Source organism: Streptomyces sp. NPDC099050 (assembly GCF_044759865.1).
Classification (GTDB): Bacteria; Actinomycetota; Actinomycetes; order Streptomycetales; family Streptomycetaceae; genus Streptomyces.
Genome location: NZ_JBIWAE010000039.1, coordinates 20,601 through 41,980, shown reverse-complemented (window position 1 = coordinate 41,980; position 21,380 = coordinate 20,601). Strand labels below are relative to the sequence as shown.

The 21,380-nt window shown below is 72.3% G+C and carries 10 protein-coding genes and 1 pseudogene; 4 read left to right on the top strand and 7 right to left on the bottom strand.

Annotation, left to right across the window (positions count from 1 at the left end; genetic code table 11):
* Nucleotides 1–334 precede the first annotated feature (334 nt).
* On the top strand, nucleotides 335–961 hold the full coding sequence (locus ACIQV3_RS37840; protein WP_403721102.1) for a hypothetical protein: 627 nt from the start codon (nucleotides 335–337) through the stop codon (nucleotides 959–961).
* Between the two features lie 185 nt (nucleotides 962–1,146).
* On the opposite strand, the gene ACIQV3_RS37835 is transcribed toward ACIQV3_RS37840, so the two are convergent.
* Together ACIQV3_RS37835 and ACIQV3_RS37830 are read right to left on the bottom strand one after the other, a co-directional pair.
* Nucleotides 1,147–1,344 (bottom strand): serine protease inhibitor, encoded by a 198-nt coding sequence (locus ACIQV3_RS37835; protein WP_403721099.1) that lies wholly within the window; start codon nucleotides 1,342–1,344, stop codon nucleotides 1,147–1,149.
* Between the two features lie 342 nt (nucleotides 1,345–1,686).
* Entirely contained in the window at nucleotides 1,687–2,187 is a 501-nt protein-coding gene (locus tag ACIQV3_RS37830; protein ID WP_403721132.1) for a TetR/AcrR family transcriptional regulator, read from the bottom strand.
* 397 nt (nucleotides 2,188–2,584) lie between these two features.
* Between ACIQV3_RS37830 and ACIQV3_RS37825 the strand changes: the two genes are divergently transcribed.
* Together ACIQV3_RS37825 and ACIQV3_RS37820 are read left to right on the top strand one after the other, a co-directional pair.
* Nucleotides 2,585–3,757, top strand: coding sequence for an IS701 family transposase (locus ACIQV3_RS37825; RefSeq protein ID WP_403721097.1), 1,173 nt, complete (start codon nucleotides 2,585–2,587; stop codon nucleotides 3,755–3,757).
* A 117-nt stretch (nucleotides 3,758–3,874) separates the two neighbouring features.
* Nucleotides 3,875–4,705, top strand: a complete 831-nt coding sequence (locus tag ACIQV3_RS37820; protein WP_403721095.1) for a BTAD domain-containing putative transcriptional regulator — start codon at nucleotides 3,875–3,877, stop codon at nucleotides 4,703–4,705.
* A 24-nt stretch (nucleotides 4,706–4,729) separates the two neighbouring features.
* On the opposite strand, the gene ACIQV3_RS37815 is transcribed toward ACIQV3_RS37820, so the two are convergent.
* Complete coding sequence (locus ACIQV3_RS37815; protein WP_403721092.1) at nucleotides 4,730–5,395, bottom strand: ScbR family autoregulator-binding transcription factor; 666 nt, start codon at nucleotides 5,393–5,395, stop codon at nucleotides 4,730–4,732.
* A gap of 120 nt (nucleotides 5,396–5,515) precedes the next feature.
* Here ACIQV3_RS37815 and ACIQV3_RS37810 point away from each other — a divergent pair, with 120 nt between their 5' ends.
* On the top strand, nucleotides 5,516–6,424 hold the full coding sequence (locus tag ACIQV3_RS37810) for a ScbA/BarX family gamma-butyrolactone biosynthesis protein (RefSeq protein ID WP_403721091.1): 909 nt from the start codon (nucleotides 5,516–5,518) through the stop codon (nucleotides 6,422–6,424).
* Between the two features lie 61 nt (nucleotides 6,425–6,485).
* Here ACIQV3_RS37810 and ACIQV3_RS37805 read toward each other — a convergent pair whose 3' ends face one another.
* The 4 genes and pseudogenes from ACIQV3_RS37805 to ACIQV3_RS37790 all read right to left on the bottom strand — a co-directional run.
* The gene (locus ACIQV3_RS37805; protein ID WP_403721089.1) at nucleotides 6,486–7,262 is read right to left on the bottom strand and encodes an SDR family NAD(P)-dependent oxidoreductase; all 777 of its coding nucleotides are present in this window, start codon (nucleotides 7,260–7,262) and stop codon (nucleotides 6,486–6,488) included.
* Nucleotides 7,263–7,362: 100 nt separating this feature from the next.
* Nucleotides 7,363–13,980 carry a type I polyketide synthase gene (locus tag ACIQV3_RS37800; RefSeq protein WP_403721087.1) on the bottom strand — a complete coding sequence of 2,206 codons (6,618 nt, stop codon included), beginning with the start codon at nucleotides 13,978–13,980 and terminating at the stop codon, nucleotides 7,363–7,365.
* 17 nt (nucleotides 13,981–13,997) lie between these two features.
* Nucleotides 13,998–19,436: pseudogene (locus ACIQV3_RS37795) on the bottom strand (SDR family NAD(P)-dependent oxidoreductase); the annotation flags it as partial.
* Nucleotides 19,437–19,526: 90 nt separating this feature from the next.
* On the bottom strand, nucleotides 19,527–21,380 hold a 1,854-nt coding region (locus ACIQV3_RS37790), incomplete at its 5' end, for a type I polyketide synthase (protein ID WP_403721084.1).

The window sequence follows — 21,380 nt, the reverse complement described above, 5'->3', positions numbered from 1 at the left end:
GCCGCCGCATCCTTGGTGAGCGCACCGTTCGTGGCCGGCGGCGGAGTCGCCGCGGGCAACGACTGGGGCTGGAGCTGGAGCTGGAGCGGGCAACCCGGGATTCCGCGGAAATGACGTGACCATGCATTGACCCGGAGCGGGCTTTCCCGCACTGCCGGGCATGGAGTTTCATGTCACTCACCGTCCGCTCGCAGCCCTCGTACCGGCTTTCGGACCCGTCGCTGTGCGGCGCAGCGGGTTTCTCCGCGAATTTCTCTGCGGCCTCTCACGCCTTCATTCACTTCGGTCGGCGTCCGACACCGCACCCACGGTCGCCTCGATCGCCCTGAGTCAGGTGGGCAACAACTGCTCGCCGTACTACGGGTGCAACCATCCGACCGCCTGGTGCTCCGACTTCGCCCGCTGGGTGTGGGGCCGGGCAGGCGTCGAGGACACCGGGACGCTCACGGCCGCCGCCATCAGCTTCAACGCGTACGGCAGAGGGGTCACGCACGGCACCGGGGGACGCCGCAAATCAGTCCTGACCAGCTGGTACGGGCCGGGCGGCACCGAGCGGATCAGCGTCGCCGACGCCACGAACCCGTCCGCCGTGCACTACCGGAACGCACAGCTCGTCGCCCTCACCGCGGACGGCGGCGATTACACCGCGATCCGCGACGGCTACGCCAACGGAGTCACCTGGGCCGGCACCCGCCTCTACGTCGCCAGCATCGGCAGTTCGCCGGACGTCTTCGACACCACCAGGATCTGGCGCACGGACTCCGGCACGTGCGTGCTCGTGCGCCGGCCCATCGACCCCACGACCGGGGTGCTGAAGGCCACCGCCGGCGTCGTCCAGGCACGGGACGCCTACCGGTCACCCATCGGGGGGATCCAGAGCGTGGCCATGAACAACGGCCGGTTCGTCCTCTCGGCGCGCGCACGCGGATCGGCGTCGGCTGGGGAGGTAAACGGGACCTGACCGTGATCGACGTAGACCGCCCGCAACGGGAGGCCCGACCTGCTCGCGATGACCCGTGAGGGTGCGCTGATGGCCCGCTCCGGCAACGGGAACGGCACGCTGGCCCCTCCGCCGCGGTGCGCGGCCACCGCGGACGCTCTGAACGTCCTGCGTACCTCTAAAAACCGACTGTGGACCCACAGAGGCTACCCACGCCGGGGTTCCCGGGCCACCTTGCCGTCCTTCACGAAGAGCCTCACCCGCTGCTCGTTGAAGTCCATCGTCACCATGCTGCCCTCAGGCACCACATGGACCACGGTCTCCGGAAACTCCGCACGGATCCGCTCCCGAGCCTCCTCCGCCGGCTTCCCCACCAGCTCCGGCCACACGCTCTTCACATCCATCAGCCCCTCCAGGTGTTGATCGCTACGGGTCTTCCCCGACGCCCCGAAGGACGTGTTCGAGCAGGGTACGGCGGCGCACCGCGGCGGCCGGCCCGGCTACCCCCCGAGAAGTCTGTGCGGACGGCCGGGAGGAGAGGTGGGGCTCCCCTGGATCTCGGTCGGAGGATCCGGCGAGAAAGGTTGTTTGGGGGCTGCCGGGGATGGGCCTCGCGGGGCTGCGGGGCCTGTGGCGTCGGGGCCGGGACCATCGAGTCGGCGAAGGCGTGGAGGCGGTCGTCTCTAGCCACGGCCGTCATCCACCACGTCCGAAGGAGTGACGCGGGCCGCTGTGGGCGGCGGCGGTCAGGGTGATGGTGCGGTCGGTCCGTGGGGGGTGCGGAGCAGGTCGTCGATGCTTGCCTTCAGGAGCCGGTGCAGGTGGGGGCGGTCTGCTGGGGGTTCGCGGATGGCGTGGAGGGCGGCCAGGCCGTGCACGGTGGCCCAGATGCGGGTGATGCGGTCGTCTTCGGGGTCCGGGGTTCCCAGGGCGTCCGCGATCGCGGCTCCGACCGCGGCGCCCGACACCTGGATGTCCTTCAGGCCGTACATCAGTCGGTAGAGGTCCGGCTCGTCGAGCGCGAAGTCCAAGTGGGCCGCCGCCGTCGCCTGGACCGAGGTGACGGCGGAGCGCATGAGGCCGGCGAGTCGGACGAAACCGTGCGTGACGCAGGCCAGCAGGATGTCGTCACGGCTCTTGAAGTAGCGATAGGCGTAGTTGGCGGAGTAGCCGATCCGGTCGGCCAGGCGGCGCATGCTCACGGCGTCCCAGCCCTCGGTGCGGGCCAGCTCGCGGGCGGCCTTCAGGATCTCCGTCCGCGCTTCGTCACGTTCGCGGTCCCGGCGCTGCCGGGACGCGGACCGGTCGGGCTTCTCGGCAGAAATCAGGGCCTCCGGTCGGCGAAATTGGTTACACCGTACACGGTGTGCACGGTGTAACCGGAGTGGGGTTTTGTGGTCGGTGTCTGCTGCTCGCGCCCCTCATGTGAGGCGTGTGAGCAGGGGAAACGCGCCGATCTGATGTCTTGTCACCCGCGCCGGGCCGGCTGACTACGGCCTGGTGCGTCGTGGATACGCCCGGTGGCACAACAAACCGCGCATGTGGTTTCATTTGAGGGTGGCTCGCCGTGCGGCTTCTCGCTCGGCAGGGCTTTGTCTTCGGCCCGCCACGACCGGAATCAAGAGCCACGGTGCGCAGGGAGTCATGGACATGTACTCGCCCTCGATCGGTCCGACGATCCACGAGGCACGCGCCGAGGTGCCGCTCGACCTGTTCGAGTCCCTGCCGAGGAACGACCTGCGGCTGAAGGCCGCCGAGTACGTGACCGGGCTGCTGACCGCGCGCGGGCGCAAGACCCTGCGCAACGTGGCGGACCAGTTGGGCGGGCCGGCGGCACGCAAGCAGAGCGTCCACCACTTCATCAGCGAGTCCCCCTGGGAGTGGGAACCCGTGCGCCGCGACCTTGCCCGCCATGCGCACGAACTCCTCCGCCCCCGGGGCTGGGTGGTGCGCCCCACGGTCGTGCCCAAGGCGGGCAGGCACTCGGTCGGCGTGGCGGAGCACTTCGTGCCGCAGCTCGGACGGACCGTCACCGGGCAGCAGTCCTTCGGCGCCTGGCTGGCCTCACCGGCCGCGGGCGTGCCGGTGAACTGGCAGCTCGCCCTGTCGGACGAGTGGTTGGAGGACCACGGCCGCATCCCGGCGGTCCGGGCGCTGAGCCCGGAGGAGAACGCGGGCGACGTCGCTCTGCGCGCCTCGCGCGCCCTCTCCAGGACTCCCCTTCCGGTGGTGCTCGACGCGCCGGGACTCGATCCGCTGCGCATGGGACGGCGCTTCGAGCGGGCCGGGATCCCGTTGGTCCAGCGCGTCGAGCAGCGCATCCGGCTGCGGGTGGACCCCTTGGTGCTGCCCGGCCACAGCGGTCTGCCCGTCACCGCGTCATGGCTCGTCAGCGCGATGCGCCGGCTCTGGCGGCCGCACACCCGGCTCTCGGCGGGCGGCCGGAACCTGTCGATGGCCATTCCGGTCACGCTGCCGGAGTCGGTGGACGGTGGCCGCGAGGCGGGCGGGCATCGACTCCTGGTGGCCCAGTGGCCCGCATCCGACCTGGCCGCGGCCCGGTTGTGGCTGGCGGACGGCCGGATGCGTCATGCCGACGTGTTGCGGCTGACCGGGCTCGCCGAGGTCGTGGACCGCGACGACGGCCTGGTGGCCGCGCGGGTGGGGTTACGGGACTTCGCCGGCCGGTCCTTCCAGGGCTGGCACCGTCACATCACGCTGGCCTCGGTGGCCCATCTCGCCTGTATACGGGCGACCCTCGGGTCTGACGCGCCACCCCGAACGGCCACGGGGCCGCGGCTGCTCAGGGCCGGCTGATCCGTCCGCACCGGCGGGCCGTCGGCCGGCCGCCCCGCCTTCCCCTTCACGCCGCGGGGCAGCCGAGCCACCTGCTCCCGCACCACCCGAGACGTTCGCCTTGAAGGAGAGTGCGTCATGCGATTCAACCTCATTGGACCGTTTCAGATCATCGCCGACAACGGTGAGATCCGTCCGGTGGGAACCCCCAAGGTTTCCCAGGTCCTGGCCGTGCTCCTCACCCATGCCAACGATCTCGTGACGCCGGACACCTTCATCCAAGAACTGTGGCAGCACAGTCCGCCGCGCTCGGCGCTGAACACGGTGCAGACCTACGTGCACCACGCGCGCAGGCTGCTCACGGAGGACGCCCGTGCGGACGCCGAGCACTCTTCGCTGACCACGCGGTTCGGCGGGTACACCATGCAGGTCGACGACTCGGCGATCGACATCAGGGTCTTCGAACGGCTGGTCGGCCGGGGGAAGGACGAGCTCCGGGCGGGCCGGTACGAAGACGCGGCCGACGCCTTCGGCATGTCCCTCGACCTGTGGCGCGGTCCGGTGCTCTCCAACGTGCCGACGGGCGATGTTCTCGCCGGCCGGATCGTTCATCTGGAGGAACTGCGGATCAGGGCGCTGGAGCTGCGGATCGAGGCCATGCAGATGCTCGGACGGCTGCGCGAGCTCGTCCCCGAGCTGCGCACGCTCGTGCACAACTACCCGCTCAACGAGTGGTTCCACGGGCAGTTGATCGCCGCCCTGCACCAGGCGGGACGCCGCGCCGAGGCACTGGACGCCTATCGGAAGGTCCGGCACATCCTGCGGGAGGAGCTGGGACTCGAGCCCTCGCCCGACATCCAGTGGCTGCACGAGAGCGTGCTCAGCCCGGCCCGGGTCCCGGCGGCGCCCGCCCTCGTCCCGGGCGGGCGCGTGGTGGTGCCCCTGTGGGAGTCGGCTCGCACGGGGTGAACACGGATCGGCCCGGGGAGGGGCTCAGCCGACGCCGACGACCGTGGACTCGGCACGCCAGGCCGGAAGGTCGTCGTGGAGGTGGGCGGCCCTGGCGGCCGAGATCTCCAAGCGGGCCAGGACGGTGGGGGTCGCGATCGCGGGCAGGAGGAGCTCGAGGAGCAGAGCGACCTCGTCGGCCAGGTCGTACCTGCCGGGAAGCCCCTCGGTCACCACCCGGACGCCGGTCCAGGTACTCACGATCATGCGGGCGGTGTCCGCCTCGTTGACATGAGGAAGGACCTCTCCCCGGCCCTTGGCGTCCCTGAGGAATCCGGCGAGCAGGCCGGCCCAGTCCGGCCAGGCGGTGCCGAACTGCAAGCGGGACTGGGGGTCGACCGCAATCCGCAGGGCCGCGCTGAGCATCGGCTCACGAGGCAGCCGATAGGCCAGCAGCAGCAGGGTGTCGACCATCTCCTGGAGCTTGAGCTCCTGCGGGCGGACACCGTCAGTGGTCACGGCGGCGGCGAGTACGGCTCGCGCCAGATCCCCCTTGGAGGGGAAGTGGAAGTACAGGGCTCCCTTGGTCACATCCGCCCGCTCCAGGATCTCGGCGATGGTCGTCGACTCGTAGCCGCGCTCGTCGAACATCTCGGCAGCGGCCTCCAGGATGTACCGCCGGGTACGGATCGCACGTTCCTGCTGCGCCACAGGCCACCTCTCAGTACTTGCGTTCTAAAACTGATCCTTGAAAAGGACCGCTTAGCCGGTATCTTATCTCGTGCCGGAACCCGGCGCCTTCCTCAATCTAGGCTTGACCCAGGGGGGATCATGCCCAAAGCCCTGCTCTCCGATCGCAGACGGCACACGAATGCCATCCTTCCGATTGGTGCGTCCGTCCGGAACGTCCCCCAGGAGTACGTGCATCTGCACGACGCCGAGGCAGTCCTGCTCACGAAGTGGTCCTCACTGGGGTCGGACCGTTATGCCGTGACCGCGCACTGGCCGGAGGCCGGGGTCTACGGCGGCGCCGTCCCACTGCTGCTCAGCCAGACGATCCGCCAGGGTGCGCTGCTCATAGGGCACTCCGAGTTAGAGGTCCCGCTGTCGCACCAGACGCTCATGGAGCTGATGGACTTCAGCGTCTCCAGCGATTTTTACGATCCACATAACAAACCGGACCACCTGTTCATTTTGGTGACGGTCAAACGCAATAAGCCGCGCTCCCTGCGCATCGAGCAGTCGATCCTGTCCGAGGGACGGCTGGTCGCGGAGGGACGGCTCGACTACAGCTGGATCGCCTCGGCCGCCTACCGCCGGCTGCGCGGCGAGCACACCGAGGTCGCATGGGAAGAGGTGACCTCGCCCGCTCCGGTACCCGCGCACACGGTCGGGCGCAGCCACGAGCGCGAGGTCGTCCTCGCTCCGAGCGACCGCCCGAATCGCTGGCAGCTGCGCACGGACGTGTCCAACCCCGCGTTGTACGACCACCGGGTCGACCACGTGCCCGGCCTGGTGCTGATCGAGGCCGCCTACCAGGCCGCGCACGCGGTCACCGCACCGGACTGCCACCCCATCCGTGTGATGAGCACCTTCAACCGCTACGTCGAGTTCGACTCCCCGTGCTGGATCGACGCGATCGTCGTCCCGGGTCTGGAGGAGGGCATCATGCACGTCGAGATCACCGGGGTGCAGAACGGCGAGCGCGCCTTCTCCGTCTCCATGGACTGCGCACGGTAGCGAAGCCGGCGTGCGGTCCGTGGGCAGGCACCGGCCCCTGTTCCGCACCCCCCGGCCGCGCTCAGTGGTTGAGGTAGCCGCCGTCCACAGGCATGACGACACCGGTGACGTACGAGGACCTGTCGCTGAGCAGCCAGGCCGCAGCCTCGGCCACCTCCTCGGGTGCGGCGGTGCGCTTCTGGGAGGTGGCCGCCTCGATCGTCTCCTCCAGACCGGGGTTGCGTGCGAACCAGCCGAGCGTGATCTCGCTGCGGGTCGGACCGGGTGCCACCGCGTTCACGCGGATGCCCAGCCGCGCGTACTCGTCGGCGGCGGCGCGGGTGAGGCCGGCCACCGCGTGCTTGGACGCCACGTAGGGGGCCGCGGCGGAGATCGCTACCAGGCCGCCCACGCTGCTGTTGTTGACGATGGCGCCGCCGCCGTCGGCGAGCATCGCGCCGATCTCGGCGCGCAGGCAGTTCCACAGCCCCCGCACGTTGGTGTCGAAGATGCTGTCGTAGACCTCGTCCTCCATCTCGTGGAGGGGGGTCTGGTCCCCGCCGATGCCCGCGTTGTTGAAGGCTCCGTCGAACCCTCCGAAACGTTCCGTCGCATGCGCGACCGCCCGCCGTACATCCTCGGCGCGCGTCACGTCGCAGACCACCGACGAGGCCCGGAACCCCTTGCCGTTCAGCTCCGCCGTGAGGGCGGTCAGCCGCTCCTCCCGGCGCGCGGCCAGGACCACCGACGCGCCTTCCCTGGCGAAGACGAACGCGGCCGCCGCCCCTATGCCACTGCTCGCCCCCGTGATCAGGACGACCTTGTCCTCAAGTAACCCACCCTTATACACATCCACCATGGCGCCGATGCTGCCACGTTTGGTCAAGAAAGGTAAAGGATGTCTCAAGTCGGAGGTCCGGGCCTGATCACGCCGTTGGAACCCGGCCCGGACCTCCGGGTCACACGTGCGCCGGCACTCGGCCCGGCGCGGGCGGGAAGTGGCCCACTTCCACGAAGAACTCGACGTACCGGGCGAAGAGTTCGGCGGTGAGGGGCGGGCAGTCGACGCCGGTCCCCGCGAGGGCCGCGAGGGTCTCGGAGGTGTCGATCGGCGGGTAGAAGCCGTCGGTGTCGGAGGTCATCATCTCGAAGGCGTGGAGCAGTGGACGGAGCGCGTTGTCGCCGCTCGCACCGACCTTCTCGCTCCAGCCGTGCCAGTCCTGCTCGTCCAGCGCGTACCCGTGCTCCCGCAGGTACTCCACGCACTGGGCGAGGCTGAGGGAACTCTGGTTGAACAGGTGGAACGTGCGGCCGGCGGTGCCCCGTTGCCGGGCGAGGGTGGTGATGGCGGCGCTGACGTAGTCGACCGGCAGCAGGTGGAACCGGCCGCCGGTGCCGATGGGCACCGCCGCGGACTGGAGGATGCCCTTGAGGCTGAGCCAGACGAAGTCGCGGGTCTGGCAGGCGCCGCTGCGTGTGTCGCCGGAGATCACGTCGACCCGGTAGACGGAGACGGGCAGTCCCCGCTCGCGGGCGATGCCGATGAGCTGCTCGGCGACCCACTTGCTCTGGAGGTAGCCGCTGGGCAGGGCCTCGGCGGGGCCGGTCGGGTCGGTCACCTTGAGCGGGACGCCCTCCTCCCGTACGCCGTCGAAGACCCCGACGGTGGACACGTAGTGGACGGGCACGGTGCGGTGACGGGCCGCCAGGCGCAGCACCTCCTCGGTGCCGCGGACGTTGGCGTCGCGCAGCGTGGTGTACGGATGCAGCCAGTGGACCCGGGCGCCGTTGTGGTAGACGGCGTCCACGGTCCGTGCCAGGGCGTCGAAGCGCTCCTCCGTGAGACCGAGCCGCTCCTCGGCCAGGTCGCCGAGGACGAGGGACAGCCGGCTCTCGTCGACCTCGTCCCACAGCCGGTACCACTCCATGTTGGTCCGCAGCCGGTCCAGGGCCTCGTCCTGGTCGGCGCCGCGTACGAGGCAGTGGATCGTCGCCGTGGTCGTCCGCATCAGGTCGCGCAGCAGGAAGGCGCCGAGGAAGCCGGTGGCTCCGGTCAGCAGGATCACCCGCGGTTCCCCGGCCGGCGCCGCGGCCGGGGCTGCCGGGCGGATGTCTTCGGCGAGGCGCACCTCGGCGGCGAAGTCCACGGCGGGGAGGGCCGGGACGGCGTCCGGAGCGGGCCCGCCGGGGAGCTGCCCGGAGACGAAGGCCGCGAGGGCGGCGGGGGTGGGGTGGTCGAAGACGAGCGTCGCGGGCAGCTTGGTGCCGGCCAGGGCGCTCAGCCGGTTGCGGAGCTCGACGGAGGTCAGCGAGTCGAAGCCCAGCTTGGTCAGCGGTTGTCCGGCCTGGATGCCGGAGGTGTCGGCGTGGCCGAGAACGGCCGCGATCACCACGAGCGCCGCGTCCAGGACGGCCTGTTCCCGCTCGGGCCCGTCGAGCCCGGCGACCAGGTCGGCCAGCGAGCCGGCCGTGGCCGCGTCCTCTTCGGCGGCGGCCCGTCGGGCGGGGGCGGGGGCGAGCCCGGTGAGCACCACCGGGATGCGACCGGGCTGTTCGCGCAGGACGGCGATGTCCAGCGGGGTCGCGACGACGGTGGAACGGCCGAGGGCCATCGCCCGGTCGAGCAGGGCGGGCCCCTGGCTCTGGGGGACGGGGCGGAAGCCGCTCCGGGCGATCCGGCCGAGGTCGGTCTCGCTGAGGTGGCCGCTCATGCCGCCGGACTGCTCCCAGAGCCCCCAGGCCACCGAGGTGGCGGGCAGGCCGTGCGCGTGCCGGTGCTGGGCGAGGGCGTCCAGGAACTGGTTGGCGGCGGCGTAGTTGGACTGGCCGGGGCCGCCGACGACCGCCGCGATGGAGGAGAAGAGGACGAAGGCGGTGAGCTCCTTGTACTGGGTGAGCCGGTGCAGGTTCCAGGCGGCGTCGGCCTTGGGCCGCAGTACGGCGTGCAGCCGCTCGGGGGTGAGGGTGCTGATGAGGCCGTCGTCCAGGACGCCGGCGGCGTGCACGACGCCGGTGAGCGCGAGGTCGGCGGGGATCGTGTCGAGGAGATCCGCGAGGGCGACGGGGTCGGCCGTGTCGCAGGCGGCGATGGTGACCCGGGCGCCGAGGGCGGTGAGTTCGGCCGACAGTTCCGCGGCGCCGGGGGCGGCGGGGCCGCTGCGGCTGGTGAGCAGGAGGTGGCGCACTCCGTGCACGGTCACGAGGTGGCGGGCGAAGAGGGCGCCGAGACTGCCGGTGCCGCCGGTGATCAGGACCGTGCCGTCGGGGTTCCAGGCCGCGGTGGCGCCGGGAGCGGGCGCGACGGCCCGGGCGAGGCGGGGGACGTACGCCTGTCCGGCGCGCAGGGCGGCCTGCGGTTCGCCGGAGGCGGCGAGGCCCGCGATCAGTGCGTCGCTCGCGAGGTCGGGGGCGGGGGCGGTGTCGGGGGCGAGGCCGGATGCGCGGCCGGGGGCGGTGTCGATGAGGACGATGCGGCCGGGGGCTTCCGACTGGGCGGAGCGGAGCAGGCCCCAGACGGCGGCGCCGGCCAGGTCGGTGACGTCCTCCCCGTCCTCGGTGGCCACCGCACCCGAGGTCACCACCACGAGCCGGGTCTCCTCCAGGCGCTCGTCCGCCAGCCACTCCCGCACCAGGGAAAGGGCCTTCTCCGCCGCGGCGTGGACCGAACCGGGCAGCGAGCCCGTCGGCTGCGGCCGGGCACGGAGCACGACGAGCGGAACGGACCGGCCCTCGGCGATGGCGGCTGCCACCTGGTCGGGGCTCGTGAAGTCGCCGCCGTCGCCGAGCGTGGCCGGGCGGGTCTCCCCCGCCTCCACGCTCAGGGGCGTCCAGCCCAGGTGGAACAGGGCGTCGTCGTGCCGGTCGACGGCCGTCGCGAACTCACCGTCGTCGAGACCGCGCACCGCCGTCCCGGCGACGAGGGCGACGGGCTGCCCGGCCGGGTCGGCGAGTTCGACGCGCGCGCTACCGGGGCCCTGCCGGGCGATGCGGACCCGGAGCGAGGTGGCACCGGTCGCGTAGAGCCGTACGCCGCGCCAGTGGGCGGCGTACGGAGTTCCGTCCTGCACGGTGGGCAGCAGGGGCCGCAGCGCCGCGTCGAGGAGCGCGGGGTGCAGGGCGAAAGCCTTGGCTCCGGCTGCGCGCTCGGGCAGCGCGACCTCGGCGAAGAGCTCGTCGTCGCGGCGCCAGGCGGCCGTGAGGCCCTGGTACGCCGGGCCGTACGCGAGGCCCGCGTCGGCGAGTCCGGCGTACAGCTCTTCGAGGGCGATCTCCTCGGCGTCGGCGGGCGGCCACGCGACCGGCTCGAACGCGGGGCCTTCGGCGGTGACGCCGAGCGTGCCGTGGGCGTGCGCGGTCCACGGCGCGTCGGGGTCATCGGGGCGGCCGTGCACGGTGACCGGACGGCGACCGGTGGCGTCGGGAGCCCCGACACCGACCTGGAGCTGGTGGGTGCCGCCCTCGGAGAGGACGAGCGGGGTGTCCAGGGCGAGTTCGTCGAGGACGGTCGCCCCGAATTCGTCGCCGGCCCGGATCACGAGCTCCACGAGCGCCGCGGCCGGCAGCACCACGGAACCGGAGACGGTGTGGTCGGCGAGCCACGGGTGGGCGCGGGGGGAGAACGTGCTGGTGAACACGGCCTGCTCGGCGCCCGCGAGGACGACGGCGGCGCCGAGGAGGGGGTGGCCGGTCGGCCGCATGCCGAGCCCGGCGGCGTCGGCGGTGGCGGCCGTCGACTCGACCCAGTAGCGCTGGTGCTGGAAGGCGTACGTGGGCAGGGGGACCCGGCGGGCACCGGTGCCGGAGAAGAAGCCCTCCCAGTCGACGGGGACGCCGAGCTGGTGGAGTCGGCCGAGCGCGGTGACGGCAGTGTCGGCTTCGGGGCGGTCGCGGCGCATCAGGGCGACGGTGGAGGGGAGGAGCTCGGCCGCGAGGGCGGAGAGGGTGCTGTCGGGGCCGAGCTCCAGGGTGGTGGTGACGCCCTGGGCGGCGAGGGTGCTCACGGCGTCCGCGAAGCGGACGGTGCCGCGGACCTGGTCCGCCCAGTACTCGGCCGACCGCAGATCCGTGCCGGTAGCCATCTTTCCCGTCACCGTGGAGACCACGGCGATACGGGGAGCCGCGTAGGTCAGTTCCGAGGCGACGGCCTTGAACTCGTCCAGCATCGGATCCATCAGCGGTGAATGGAAGGCGTGACTTACCGTCAACCGGCGGGTTTTGCGGCCCAGTTCCTCAAGCTTTCCCGCTACGGCAAGGACCGCGGTCTCTTCACCGGAGACGACGACCGACCGGGGACCGTTCACGGCCGCGATCGCCACCCGGGCATCCAGCAGCGGAAGGACCTCGTCCTCCGCCGCCTGCACGGCCACCATCGCGCCACCCGACGGCAACGCCTGCATCAACCCCGCACGCGCCACCACCAAACGCACCGCATCCTCGAGGGAAAACACCCCCGCCACGTGGGCGGCGGCAATCTCACCGATCGAATGACCCGCGACGAAATCGGGCTTCACCCCCCACGACTCCACCAGACGAAACAGAGCGACCTCAACCGCGAAAAGCGCCGGCTGGGTCCACCCCGTCTCATCCAGACCCACACCCGAAACGATCACCTCACGGACAGAACCGCCAAGGCCCTCATCAAAAAGCCCCGACACCTCATCGAAAGCCGCAGCGAACACCGGGAAATACGCATACAGCTCCTGCGCCATCCCCACCCGCTGCGCACCCTGACCAGTGAACAGAAAGCCCACCCGGCCACCCGTACGCTCACCACGCACCAGACCCGGAGCCGTACCGCCTTCGGCCAGCGCCCGGACCCCCGCGAGGAGCTCGCCACGGTCCCGGCCCGTCACCACCGCACGGTGGTCGAGCGACGCACGACCCGTCGCCAGCGAGAAGCCGACGTCCAACGGGGAAGGGGTTGCACCGTCGGTTGCCGCGTCGGCTGCCCCGTCGGCTGCCTCGCCGACGTGGTCGTGCAGGCGGCGGGCCTGCTCCCGTAGGGCTTCCTCCGTCTTGCCCGACAGCAGCCAGGGCACGACGGGAAGCGCTGCCGGCGCCACGCCGTTCTCGGCGGTCTCGTCCGCGGCCTCCTTGGCCGCCGGCGGCTCCTCGATGATCACGTGCGCGTTCGTCCCGCTGACGCCGAAGGCGGAGACGGCGGCGCGGCGGGCGCGTTCGGTGGCCGGCCAGGCGCGGGCTTCGGTGAGCAGGCGTACCGCGCCCGAGTCCCAGTCGGCCATCGGCGTGGGGCTCTCCACGTGCAGGGTGCGGGGGAGCACGCCGTGTTCCATGGCCTGGATCATCTTGATGACGCCGCCGACACCGGCGGCGGCGACGGTGTGCCCGATGTTCGACTTGAGGGAGCCGAGGTAGAGCGGGCGGCCCTCCGGGCGGCCCTGGCCGTAGGTGGCGAGGATCGCCTGCGCCTCGATCGGGTCGCCGAGCCGGGTGCCGGTGCCGTGCGCCTCGACGGCGTCCACGTCGGCGGTGGTCAGGCCGGCGGCGGCGAGGGCCTGACGGATGACCCGTTCCTGCGCCGGACCGTTGGGGGCGGTCAGGCCGTTGGAGGCGCCGTCCTGGTTGACGGCGGTGCCGCGGATGACGGCGAGGACCTGGTGGCCGTTGCGGCGCGCGTCGGAGAGCTTCTCGACGAGGAGCATGCCGACGCCCTCCGACCACGAGGTGCCGTCGGCGTCGGCGGAGAAGGACTTGATGCGGCCGTCGGGGGCCAGGCCGCTCTGCCGGGAGAAGTCGACGAACCCGCCGGGGGTCGCGGTCACCGTGACGCCGCCGGCGAGTGCGAGGTCGGACTCGCCGGAGCGCAGCGACTGGACCGCGAGGTGGAGGGCCACCAGGGAGGAGGAGCAGGCGGTGTCGACGGAGACGGCCGGGCCTTCCAGGCCGAGGCTGTAGGCGATCCGGCCGGAGGCGACGCTGCTGAGCTTGCTGGTGAGCAGGTAGCCCTCGAACTCCTCGGGCCCTTCCAGTCCCAGGTAGCTCTGCTCGATGATGCCCGCGAAGACGCCGGTGCGGCTGCCGCGCAGGGTGTCGGGGTCGATCCCCGCCTGCTCGAGCGCCTCCCAGGAGGTCTCCAGGAGGAGGCGCTGCTGCGGGTCCATGGCGAGGGCCTCGCGGGGCGAGATCCCGAAGAAGCCCGCGTCGAAGAGGCCCGCGTCGTGCAGGAATCCCGCCTGGCGGGTGTACGAGGTGCCGGGGCGCCCCGGGTCGGGGTCGTAGAGGCGCTCCAGGTCCCAGCCGCGGTCGGTGGGGAAGTCGGTGATGGCGTCGGTGCCGGAGTCGACCAGCTGCCACAGGTCGTCGGGGGAGGCCACTCCGCCGGGGAACCGGCAGGCCATGCCGACGACGGCGATCGGCTCGGACTCGGCGGCCTCGAGCGAGGCTATCTTCCGGTTCGCCTTCTGCAGGTCGACCGTGACCCGCTTCAGGTACTCGACCAGCTTCTCTTCGTTCGACGGGTTGGACATCGGGTTCGTGCTCTCCTCGGGCGAAGGCTGAGTGGCAGGGGCCGGTCCGGCGGGGGCTCCACCGGACCGGCTCTGGGCTCCGTCCGCCACCGGGGCGGACCGGGCGTCTAGGCGGTGGAGCTGCCGAGTTCGTTGTCGATGAGGCTGAGGAGCTCGTCGACCGAGGCCAACTCGATGGCGTCGGACGCGCTGGCGGCGCGCTCCTCGGCCGTTTCGTCGGTCCCCTCGATGCGGGACAGCAGTGCCCGCAGGCGGGCGGAGACGGCGGACCGGTCCTGGCCGTTCTCGGAGACGGCGGCCAGCTTCCGTTCCACCTGGTCCAGTTCGTCGAACAGCTCCTGGCGGGCGTCCGGCGCCTTCGGGAGGAGGCGTTCTCGCAGGTACGTGACGAGGGCCGCCGGGGTGGGGTGGTCGAACACGAGGGTGGCGGGGAGCTTGGCCCCGGTGGCGGCGGCGATCCGGTTGCGCAGGTCGACCGCGGTGAGGGAGTCGAAGCCCAGGTCCTGGAAGGCACGTCCCGGGGCGATGGACTGGGCGTCGGTGCGGCCGAGTACGGCGGCCACGTCGGTGCGTACGAGCGTCAGGAGCAGTTGCTCCTGCTCCACCTCGCTCAGCCCGGCCAGGCGTGCGGCGAGGTCGGCCGCCGGGTCGGCGGCGTGATCGGCGGGTCCGGACCGGGCGACGCGGCGGCCCGGCACGGCCGCGAGCTCGCTCAGGAGCGCGGGGATCCGCGGTTGGGCCCGTACGGCGGACACACCCACCGGGGTCGCGACGAGCGCGGCCCGGACGTCGGCGGTGGACCGGTCGAACAGGGAGAGGCCCTCGACCCGGGCGATCGGCCGGAAGCCGTCGCGGGCGAAGCGGTTGAGGTCGCTCTCGGCCAGGTGGGCGTTGATGCCGCCCGCCTGCCACAGGCCCCAGGCGATGGAGGTCGCCGGGAGGCCCTGGGCGCTCCGGTGCGCGGCGAGCGCGTCCAGGAAGGCGTTGGCCGCCGCGTAGTTGGCCTGGCCGGGGCCTCCGAGGACGCCCACGGTGGAGGAGAACATCACGAACGCCTCCAGATCCAGGTCCCGGGTCAGCTCGTGCAGGTGCCAGGCCGCGTCCGCCTTGGGCCGCAGCACGCCGGCGAGCCTGTCGTCGGTGAGGGCGGGGATCAGCCCGTTGTCGAGTACGCCTGCGGTGTGCACGACGGCGGTCAGCGGGTGCTCCTCGGGGATTCCCGCGAGCACCTGGGCCAGCGCGTCGCGGTCGCCGGCGTCGCAGGCGGCGACGGTGACGTGGGCGCCGATGCCCCGCAGGTCGTCCAGGAGCTCCGCCACGCCGTCGGCCTGTTCCCCGGTACGGGAGAGCAGCAGGAGCCGGGAGGCGCCGTGCTCGGCGACGAGGTGCCGGGCGAGGACGGCGCCGAGGGCGCCGGTGCCGCCGGTGACCAGGACGGTGCCCCGGTCCCAGGCGGGGGCCCGGCCGGCGGGTGCGTCGGTGACGTGGACGCGCCGCAGGCGGGGCAGGAGCGCGTTGCCGCCGCGCAGGGCGGCCTGCGGTTCGCCGGCGGCGACGAGGGCGGACAGCGCCCGCGTACCGGTGTGGGTGTCGGTGTCGGTGTCGGTATCGGTGTCGGGCGCCGCCGTGTCCGTGTCCGTGTCAATGAGGACGATCCGGTCGGGGGCTTCCGACTGGGCGGAGCGGAGCAGGCCCCAGACGGCGGCGCCGGCCAGGTCGGTGACGTCCTCCCCGTCCTCGGTGGCCACCGCACCCGAGGTCACCACCACGAGCCGGGTCTCCTCCAGGCGCTCGTCCGCCAGCCACTCCCGCACCAGGGAAAGGGCCTTGCGCGTGGCCGTGTGCGTGGCGGCGGTCTGGTCGGCGCCGGGTTTCGCGGGGGTCCACGGCAGCATGACGGCGTCGATCCGGGTGCCGGCGGCGAGGGCATCGGCCACGGCCCCCGGGTTCGGGTACCCGTTCTCGCCGGTGTGGTCCGGGTCCAGGACGGCCCACGCGAGCGGTTCGGCGGGCTGCTGCGGCGTGGCGGGCGTCCAGTCGACGTGGAAGAGCGATTCGCGTCCCGTGCTGTCGCCGCCCACGGCGGACCTGAACTGCTCGTTGGGGATGTCGCGGAAGACGATGGACTCCACCGAGACGACCAGGTCTCCGGCCGCGTCGGCCATCTGGAGCGAGAAGGAGTCCTCGTCGATCTCGGTGACCCGCGCCTTGACGGCGGTCGCTCCAGTGGCGTGGAGCCGTACTCCGTACCAGTCGGCGGGGACCGGGACCGTACCGGCGGCCGGGTTGTCCGGGCGGACGGGCAGGGCCGCTTGCAGCAGGACCGGGTGCAGCCCGTAGCGGCCGGCGTCGGCCTGGAGGCCGTCGGGGAGGTGGATCTCGACGGTCCGGCCCGTCGCACTGTCGTCCCAGGTGAGGGACGCCGCGACCTCGGGCTCCTCGGTCAGGTACCAGCCTTCGGCGTGCATGGTCCACGGCGCGTCGAAGTCATCAGGGCGGGAGTACAGGCACAGGCAGTGCCGTCCGGTGTCGTCGGGGGTGCCGGCCCTGACCTGGAGCTGGATGTTGCCCTCTTCCGGGAGGACCAGCGGCACCTGGAGGTTCAGCTCGTCGAGCGCCGGGTGGCCGATCAGGTCGCCCGCGTGGATGGCGAGTTCGACCAGGGCCGACGTGGGAAGGACGGGCGAGCCGAGCACCACGTGGTCGGCGAGCCACGGGTGGCTCTTGAGGGAGAGACGGCTGGTGAACAGGATCTGGTTGAAGCCGGCCACGGTGATGGGTGAGCCCAGGACCGGGTGGCCGGTGGTGGGGGCACCGTTGCCGAAGGTGTCCGGGGCGGGCCGGGATTCGAGCCAGTAGCGCCGGCGCTGGAAGGCGTACGTCGGCAAGGGCACCTGACGGGCGCCCGTGCCCGCGTACAACGCCGGCCAGTCGACGGGGACACCCCGCGTGAACAGGGTCCCGACCGCGGACAGCAGCGTCGCGACCTCGTCCCGGCCCCGGCGAAGCGCCGGAACGGCTCCCTCGGCCAGAGCCGACAAGATCCCGTCCGGACCGATCTCCAGGTACGAGGTCACGCCCTCCGCGGCCAAAGACTCCACCGCGTCCGCGAAACGGACGGTGCCGCGGACCTGGTCCGCCCAGTACTCGGCCGACCGCAGATCCGTGCCGGTAGCCATCTTTCCCGTCACCGTGGAGACCACGGCGATACGGGGAGCCGCGTAGGTGAGTTCGGAGGCGACGGCCTTGAACTCGTCCAGCATCGGATCCATCAGCGGTGAATGGAAGGCGTGACTTACCGTCAATCGGCGCGTCTTACGGCCCAGTTCCTCAAGCTTCCCCGCTACGGCAAGGACCGCGGTCTCCTCACCGGAGACGACGACCGACCGGGGACCGTTGACCGCCGCGATCGCCACCCGGGCGTCCAGCAGCGGGAGGACCTCGTCCTCCGCCGCCTGCACGGCCACCATCGCGCCACCCGACGGCAACGCCTGCATCAACCCCGCACGCGCCACCACCAAACGCACCGCGTCCTCGAGGGAAAACACCCCCGCCACATACGCGGCGGCAATCTCACCGATCGAATGACCCGCGACGAAATCGGGCTTCACCCCCCACGACTCCACCAGACGGAACAGAGCGACCTCAACCGCGAAAAGCGCCGGCTGGGTCCACCCCGTCTCATCCAGACCCACACCCGAAACGATCACCTCACGAACAGAACCACCGAGACCCGCGTCCAGGAGACCTGAGACTTCATCGAAAGCCGCAGCGAATACGGGGAAGGACGCGTACAGCTCCTGCGCCATCCCCACCCGCTGCGCACCCTGACCGGTGAAGAGGAAACCGACCCGGCCACCGACACGTTCGCCACGCACCAGCCCCGGAGCCGTACCGCCTTCGGCCAGCGCCCGGACCCCCGCGAGAAGCTCGCCACGGTCCCGGCCCGTCACCACCGCACGGTGGTCGAGCGACGCACGACCCGTCGCCAGCGAGAAGCCGACGTCCAACGGGGACACGCCGAGGTCCACCGTGAGGCGGGCGTACAGCCGCCGCGCCTGGTCGCGGAGCGCGTCGGCCGTCTTGCCGGAGACGGTCCACGGCACGACGGGAAGGGCCGCCGCGGCCAGGCTCTCCTCGGCGGTGTCGTCGTCGGTCTCCTCCGTGGTCTGCTTGGCCGCCGGCGGCTCCTCGATGATCACGTGCGCGTTCGTCCCGCCGAAGCCGAACGAGGAGACGGCCGCGCGGCGCGGGGTTCCGGTCTCGGGCCAGGGCCTGGCCTCGTTGAGCAGGGAGATGGCGCCCGTGTCCCAGTCGACGTGGGTGGTCGGCTGTTCGCTGTGCAGGGTGCGGGGGAGCACGCCGTGTTCCATGGCCTGGATCATCTTGATGACGCCGCCGACGCCGGCGGCGGCCTGGGCGTGGCCGATGTTCGACTTGAGGGAGCCGAGGTAGAGCGGGCGGCCCTCCGGGCGGCCCTGACCGTAGGTGGCGAGCAGGGCCTGCGCCTCGATCGGGTCGCCGAGGCGCGTCCCCGTACCGTGCGCCTCCACCACGTCCACGTCGGCGGTCGTCAGGCCCGCGGCGGCCAGCGCCTGACGGATGACGCGCTCCTGCGCCGGACCGTTGGGGGCGGTCAGGCCGTTGGAAGCGCCGTCCTGGTTGACGGCCGAGCCGCGCATGACGGCCAGGACCTGGTGGCCGTTGCGGCGCGCGTCGGACAGCTTCTCCACGAGGAGCAGACCCGCGCCCTCGGCCCAGCCCGTACCGTCCGCGTCGGCGGAGAAGGACTTGCTCCGGCCGTCGGCGGCGAGCCCGCGCAGCCGGGAGAACTCCACGAAGGCGACCGGTGTCGACATCACGGTGACGCCGCCGGCGAGCGCGAGGTCGCACTCTCCGCGCCGCAGGGCGTTGGCCGCGAGGTGGAGGGCGACCAGGGAGGAGGAGCAGGCGGTGTCGATGGTGACGGCCGGGCCTTCCAGGCCGTACGTGTAGGCGACGCGGCCCGAGGCGATGGAGCCCGCGCTGCCGCTGAAGAGGTAGCCCTCGAAGCCCTCGGACGGGAGGTGGGAGCGCGAGCCGTAGTCGTTGTACATGACGCCGGCGAACACGCCGGTCCGGGTGCCCTTGAGCGAGGCCGGGTCGATGCCGGCGCTCTCGAAGGTCTCCCAGGCGGTCTCCAGGAGGAGGCGCTGCTGCGGGTCGGCCGCCAGGGCCTCGCGCGGGGACATCCCGAACAGTTCGGGATCGAAGAGGTCGGCGTCGTAGAGGAAGCCGCCCTCGCGCGAATAGGAGGTGCCGGTCTTCTCCGGGTCGGGGTCGTAGAGGCGCTCCAGGTCCCAGCCGCGGTCGGTGGGGAAGTAGGAGACGGCGTCGACTCCGTCGGCCACCAGCTCCCACAGGTCCGCGGGCGAGGCGACGCCTCCCGGGTACCTGCAGGCCATGGCGATGATGGCGATCGGCTCCTGTTCCTTGTCCTCGACCTCGCGCAGACGCTTGCGCGCGTCTCGGGCGTCGGCGATGGCCCTCTTGAGGTATTCGCGGAGTTGTACCTCGTCAGCCACGTGAATTCAGCTCCCCGGTAGTGGTGTGTCCGATTGCCGTGTGCGCGCCGTGGGCGGCGCGTGCCAGGTGGGTCATTCGAGCTCGTCGAGGAGCGCGAAGAGCTCCTCGTCGCTCGCCGTTTCGAGGTCCTGGTCGTCCTCGGTGTCCTCCAGGCGCCCGAGGTCGCCGGCGCCTTCGGCCGCCTTGAGTAGTTCCTTGAGCCGTACGGTGATCAGGTCGAGCGCCTCCCGGCCGGGTGTGGCGGCGATGGCCGCCTCCAGACCCGCGAGGGGGGCGAGGACCGTCGCGGCGGGCGAGGCCTCCTCCACCCCCAGTTCGCCGAGGAGGTGGGTGGCGAGCGCCTGCGGCGACGGGTGGTCGAAGACGAGGGTGGTCGGCAGGCGCAGTCCGGTCGCCCGGCCCAGCTGGTTGCGCAGTTCGACGGCGGTGAGCGAGTCGAAGCCGAGCTCCTGGAAGGCCCGGTCGGCCTCGATGCGGCCGGGGTCGCCGTGGCCGAGTACGCCGGCGACCTGAGCGCGTACGAGATCGGTGAGGGCGCGTTCCCGTTCGGCGGGGCTGAGGGGGGTGAGCCGCTGGGCGAGCGGGGCCTCCTCGGTGGCCGCGCCGCTCGCGGCGGTGGTGGCGCGGCGCTTGGCCGGGCCTGCGAGGGCGCGCAGGACGGGCGGCAGTTCGTCGCCCCTGTTGCGCAGGACCGTCGTGTCGAGGCGGGTGACGGCGAGGACGCTCTCGCCGGTGGCGGGGGCCGCGTCGAAGAGGGCCATCGCGTCGTGGGAGGCCAGGGGACGCAGGCCGATGCGGGCCAGGCGGCGCAGGTCGGCCTCGTCGAGGGCGCCCGAGATGGTGCTCGCCTGGGCCCACAGGCCCCAGGCGAGGGAGAGGCCGGGGAGGCCGTGGGCGCGGCGGTGGGCGGCGAGGGCGTCGAGGAAGGTGTTGCCGGCCGCGTAGTTGGCCTGGCCGGCGGTGCCGATGAGGCCGGCCACGGAGGAGTAGAGGACGAAGGCCGTGAGGTCGAGGTCCCGCGTGAGCTCGTGCAGGTGCCAGGCGGCGTCGATCTTGGGGCGCAGGACCTTGTCCAGCTGGTCGGGGGTGAGCTGGGCGGCGACGCCGTCGTCGAGGACGCCGGCGGTGTGGACGACGGCGGTCAGCGGGTGCTCGTCGGGGATGGCGGCGAGCACCCCGGCCAGGGAGCCGCGGTCGGTCACGTCGCAGGCGACGGTCTCCGCGTGGGCGCCGAGCGCCTCCAGTTCGGTACGGAGTTCGGTGGCGCCGGGGGCGCCGGGGCCGCGGCGGCTGAGCAGCAGCAGCCGGCGGGCTCCGTGTTCCGTGACGAGGTGCCGGGCGAGGACGGCTCCGAGGGCGCCGGTCGCGCCGGTGATCAGGACGGTGCCCCGGTCCCAGTGGGGGGTCTGGTTCTCGGCGGCCGGGGCGGTGCGGGTCAGACGGGGGACGGTGAGGGCGCCGCCGCGTACGGCGATCTGCTCCTCGCCGCTCGCGACGGCGATGTCGAGGAGCCGGTCCTCGGCGGCCGCGTGGTCGCCGCCGGTGGCGACGGGGTCGGGGTCAAGGTCGAGGTCGAGGTCGACGAGGACGATCCGGCCGGGGTTCTCGGTCTGCGCGGACCTGAGGAGGCCCCAGACTCCGGCGTGGGCCAGGTCGGTGACGTCCTCGGGGCCTGCGGCGACGGCTCCCCGGGTGGTGACGACGAGCCGGCTTTCGGCGAGCCGGTCGTCGGCGAGCCAGTCCTGCACGGTGTCGAGGACCTGTCGTACGGCGGTGCGGGCGCGCTCGGGCAGGTCGGCGCCGTGGTTGGCGGTCGCGTCGGCGGCCGTGTCGGCGGCCGTGTCGGCGGCCGTGTCGGCGGCCGTGTCGGCGGCCGTGTCGGCGGCCGTGTCGGCGGCCGTGTCGGCGGCCGTGTCGGCGGCCGT

Excerpts from the sequence above, each read along its gene's own strand:
- ACIQV3_RS37835 (WP_403721099.1), bottom strand. The coding sequence starts at position 1,344 with ATGGATGTGAAGAGCGTGTGGCCGGAGCTGGTGGGGAAGCCGGCGGAG.
- ACIQV3_RS37825 (WP_403721097.1), top strand. The coding sequence starts at position 2,585 with ATGGACATGTACTCGCCCTCGATCGGTCCGACGATCCACGAGGCACGC.
- ACIQV3_RS37820 (WP_403721095.1), top strand. The coding sequence starts at position 3,875 with ATGCGATTCAACCTCATTGGACCGTTTCAGATCATCGCCGACAACGGT.
- ACIQV3_RS37810 (WP_403721091.1), top strand. The coding sequence starts at position 5,516 with ATGCCCAAAGCCCTGCTCTCCGATCGCAGACGGCACACGAATGCCATC.
- ACIQV3_RS37805 (WP_403721089.1), bottom strand. The coding sequence starts at position 7,262 with ATGGTGGATGTGTATAAGGGTGGGTTACTTGAGGACAAGGTCGTCCTG.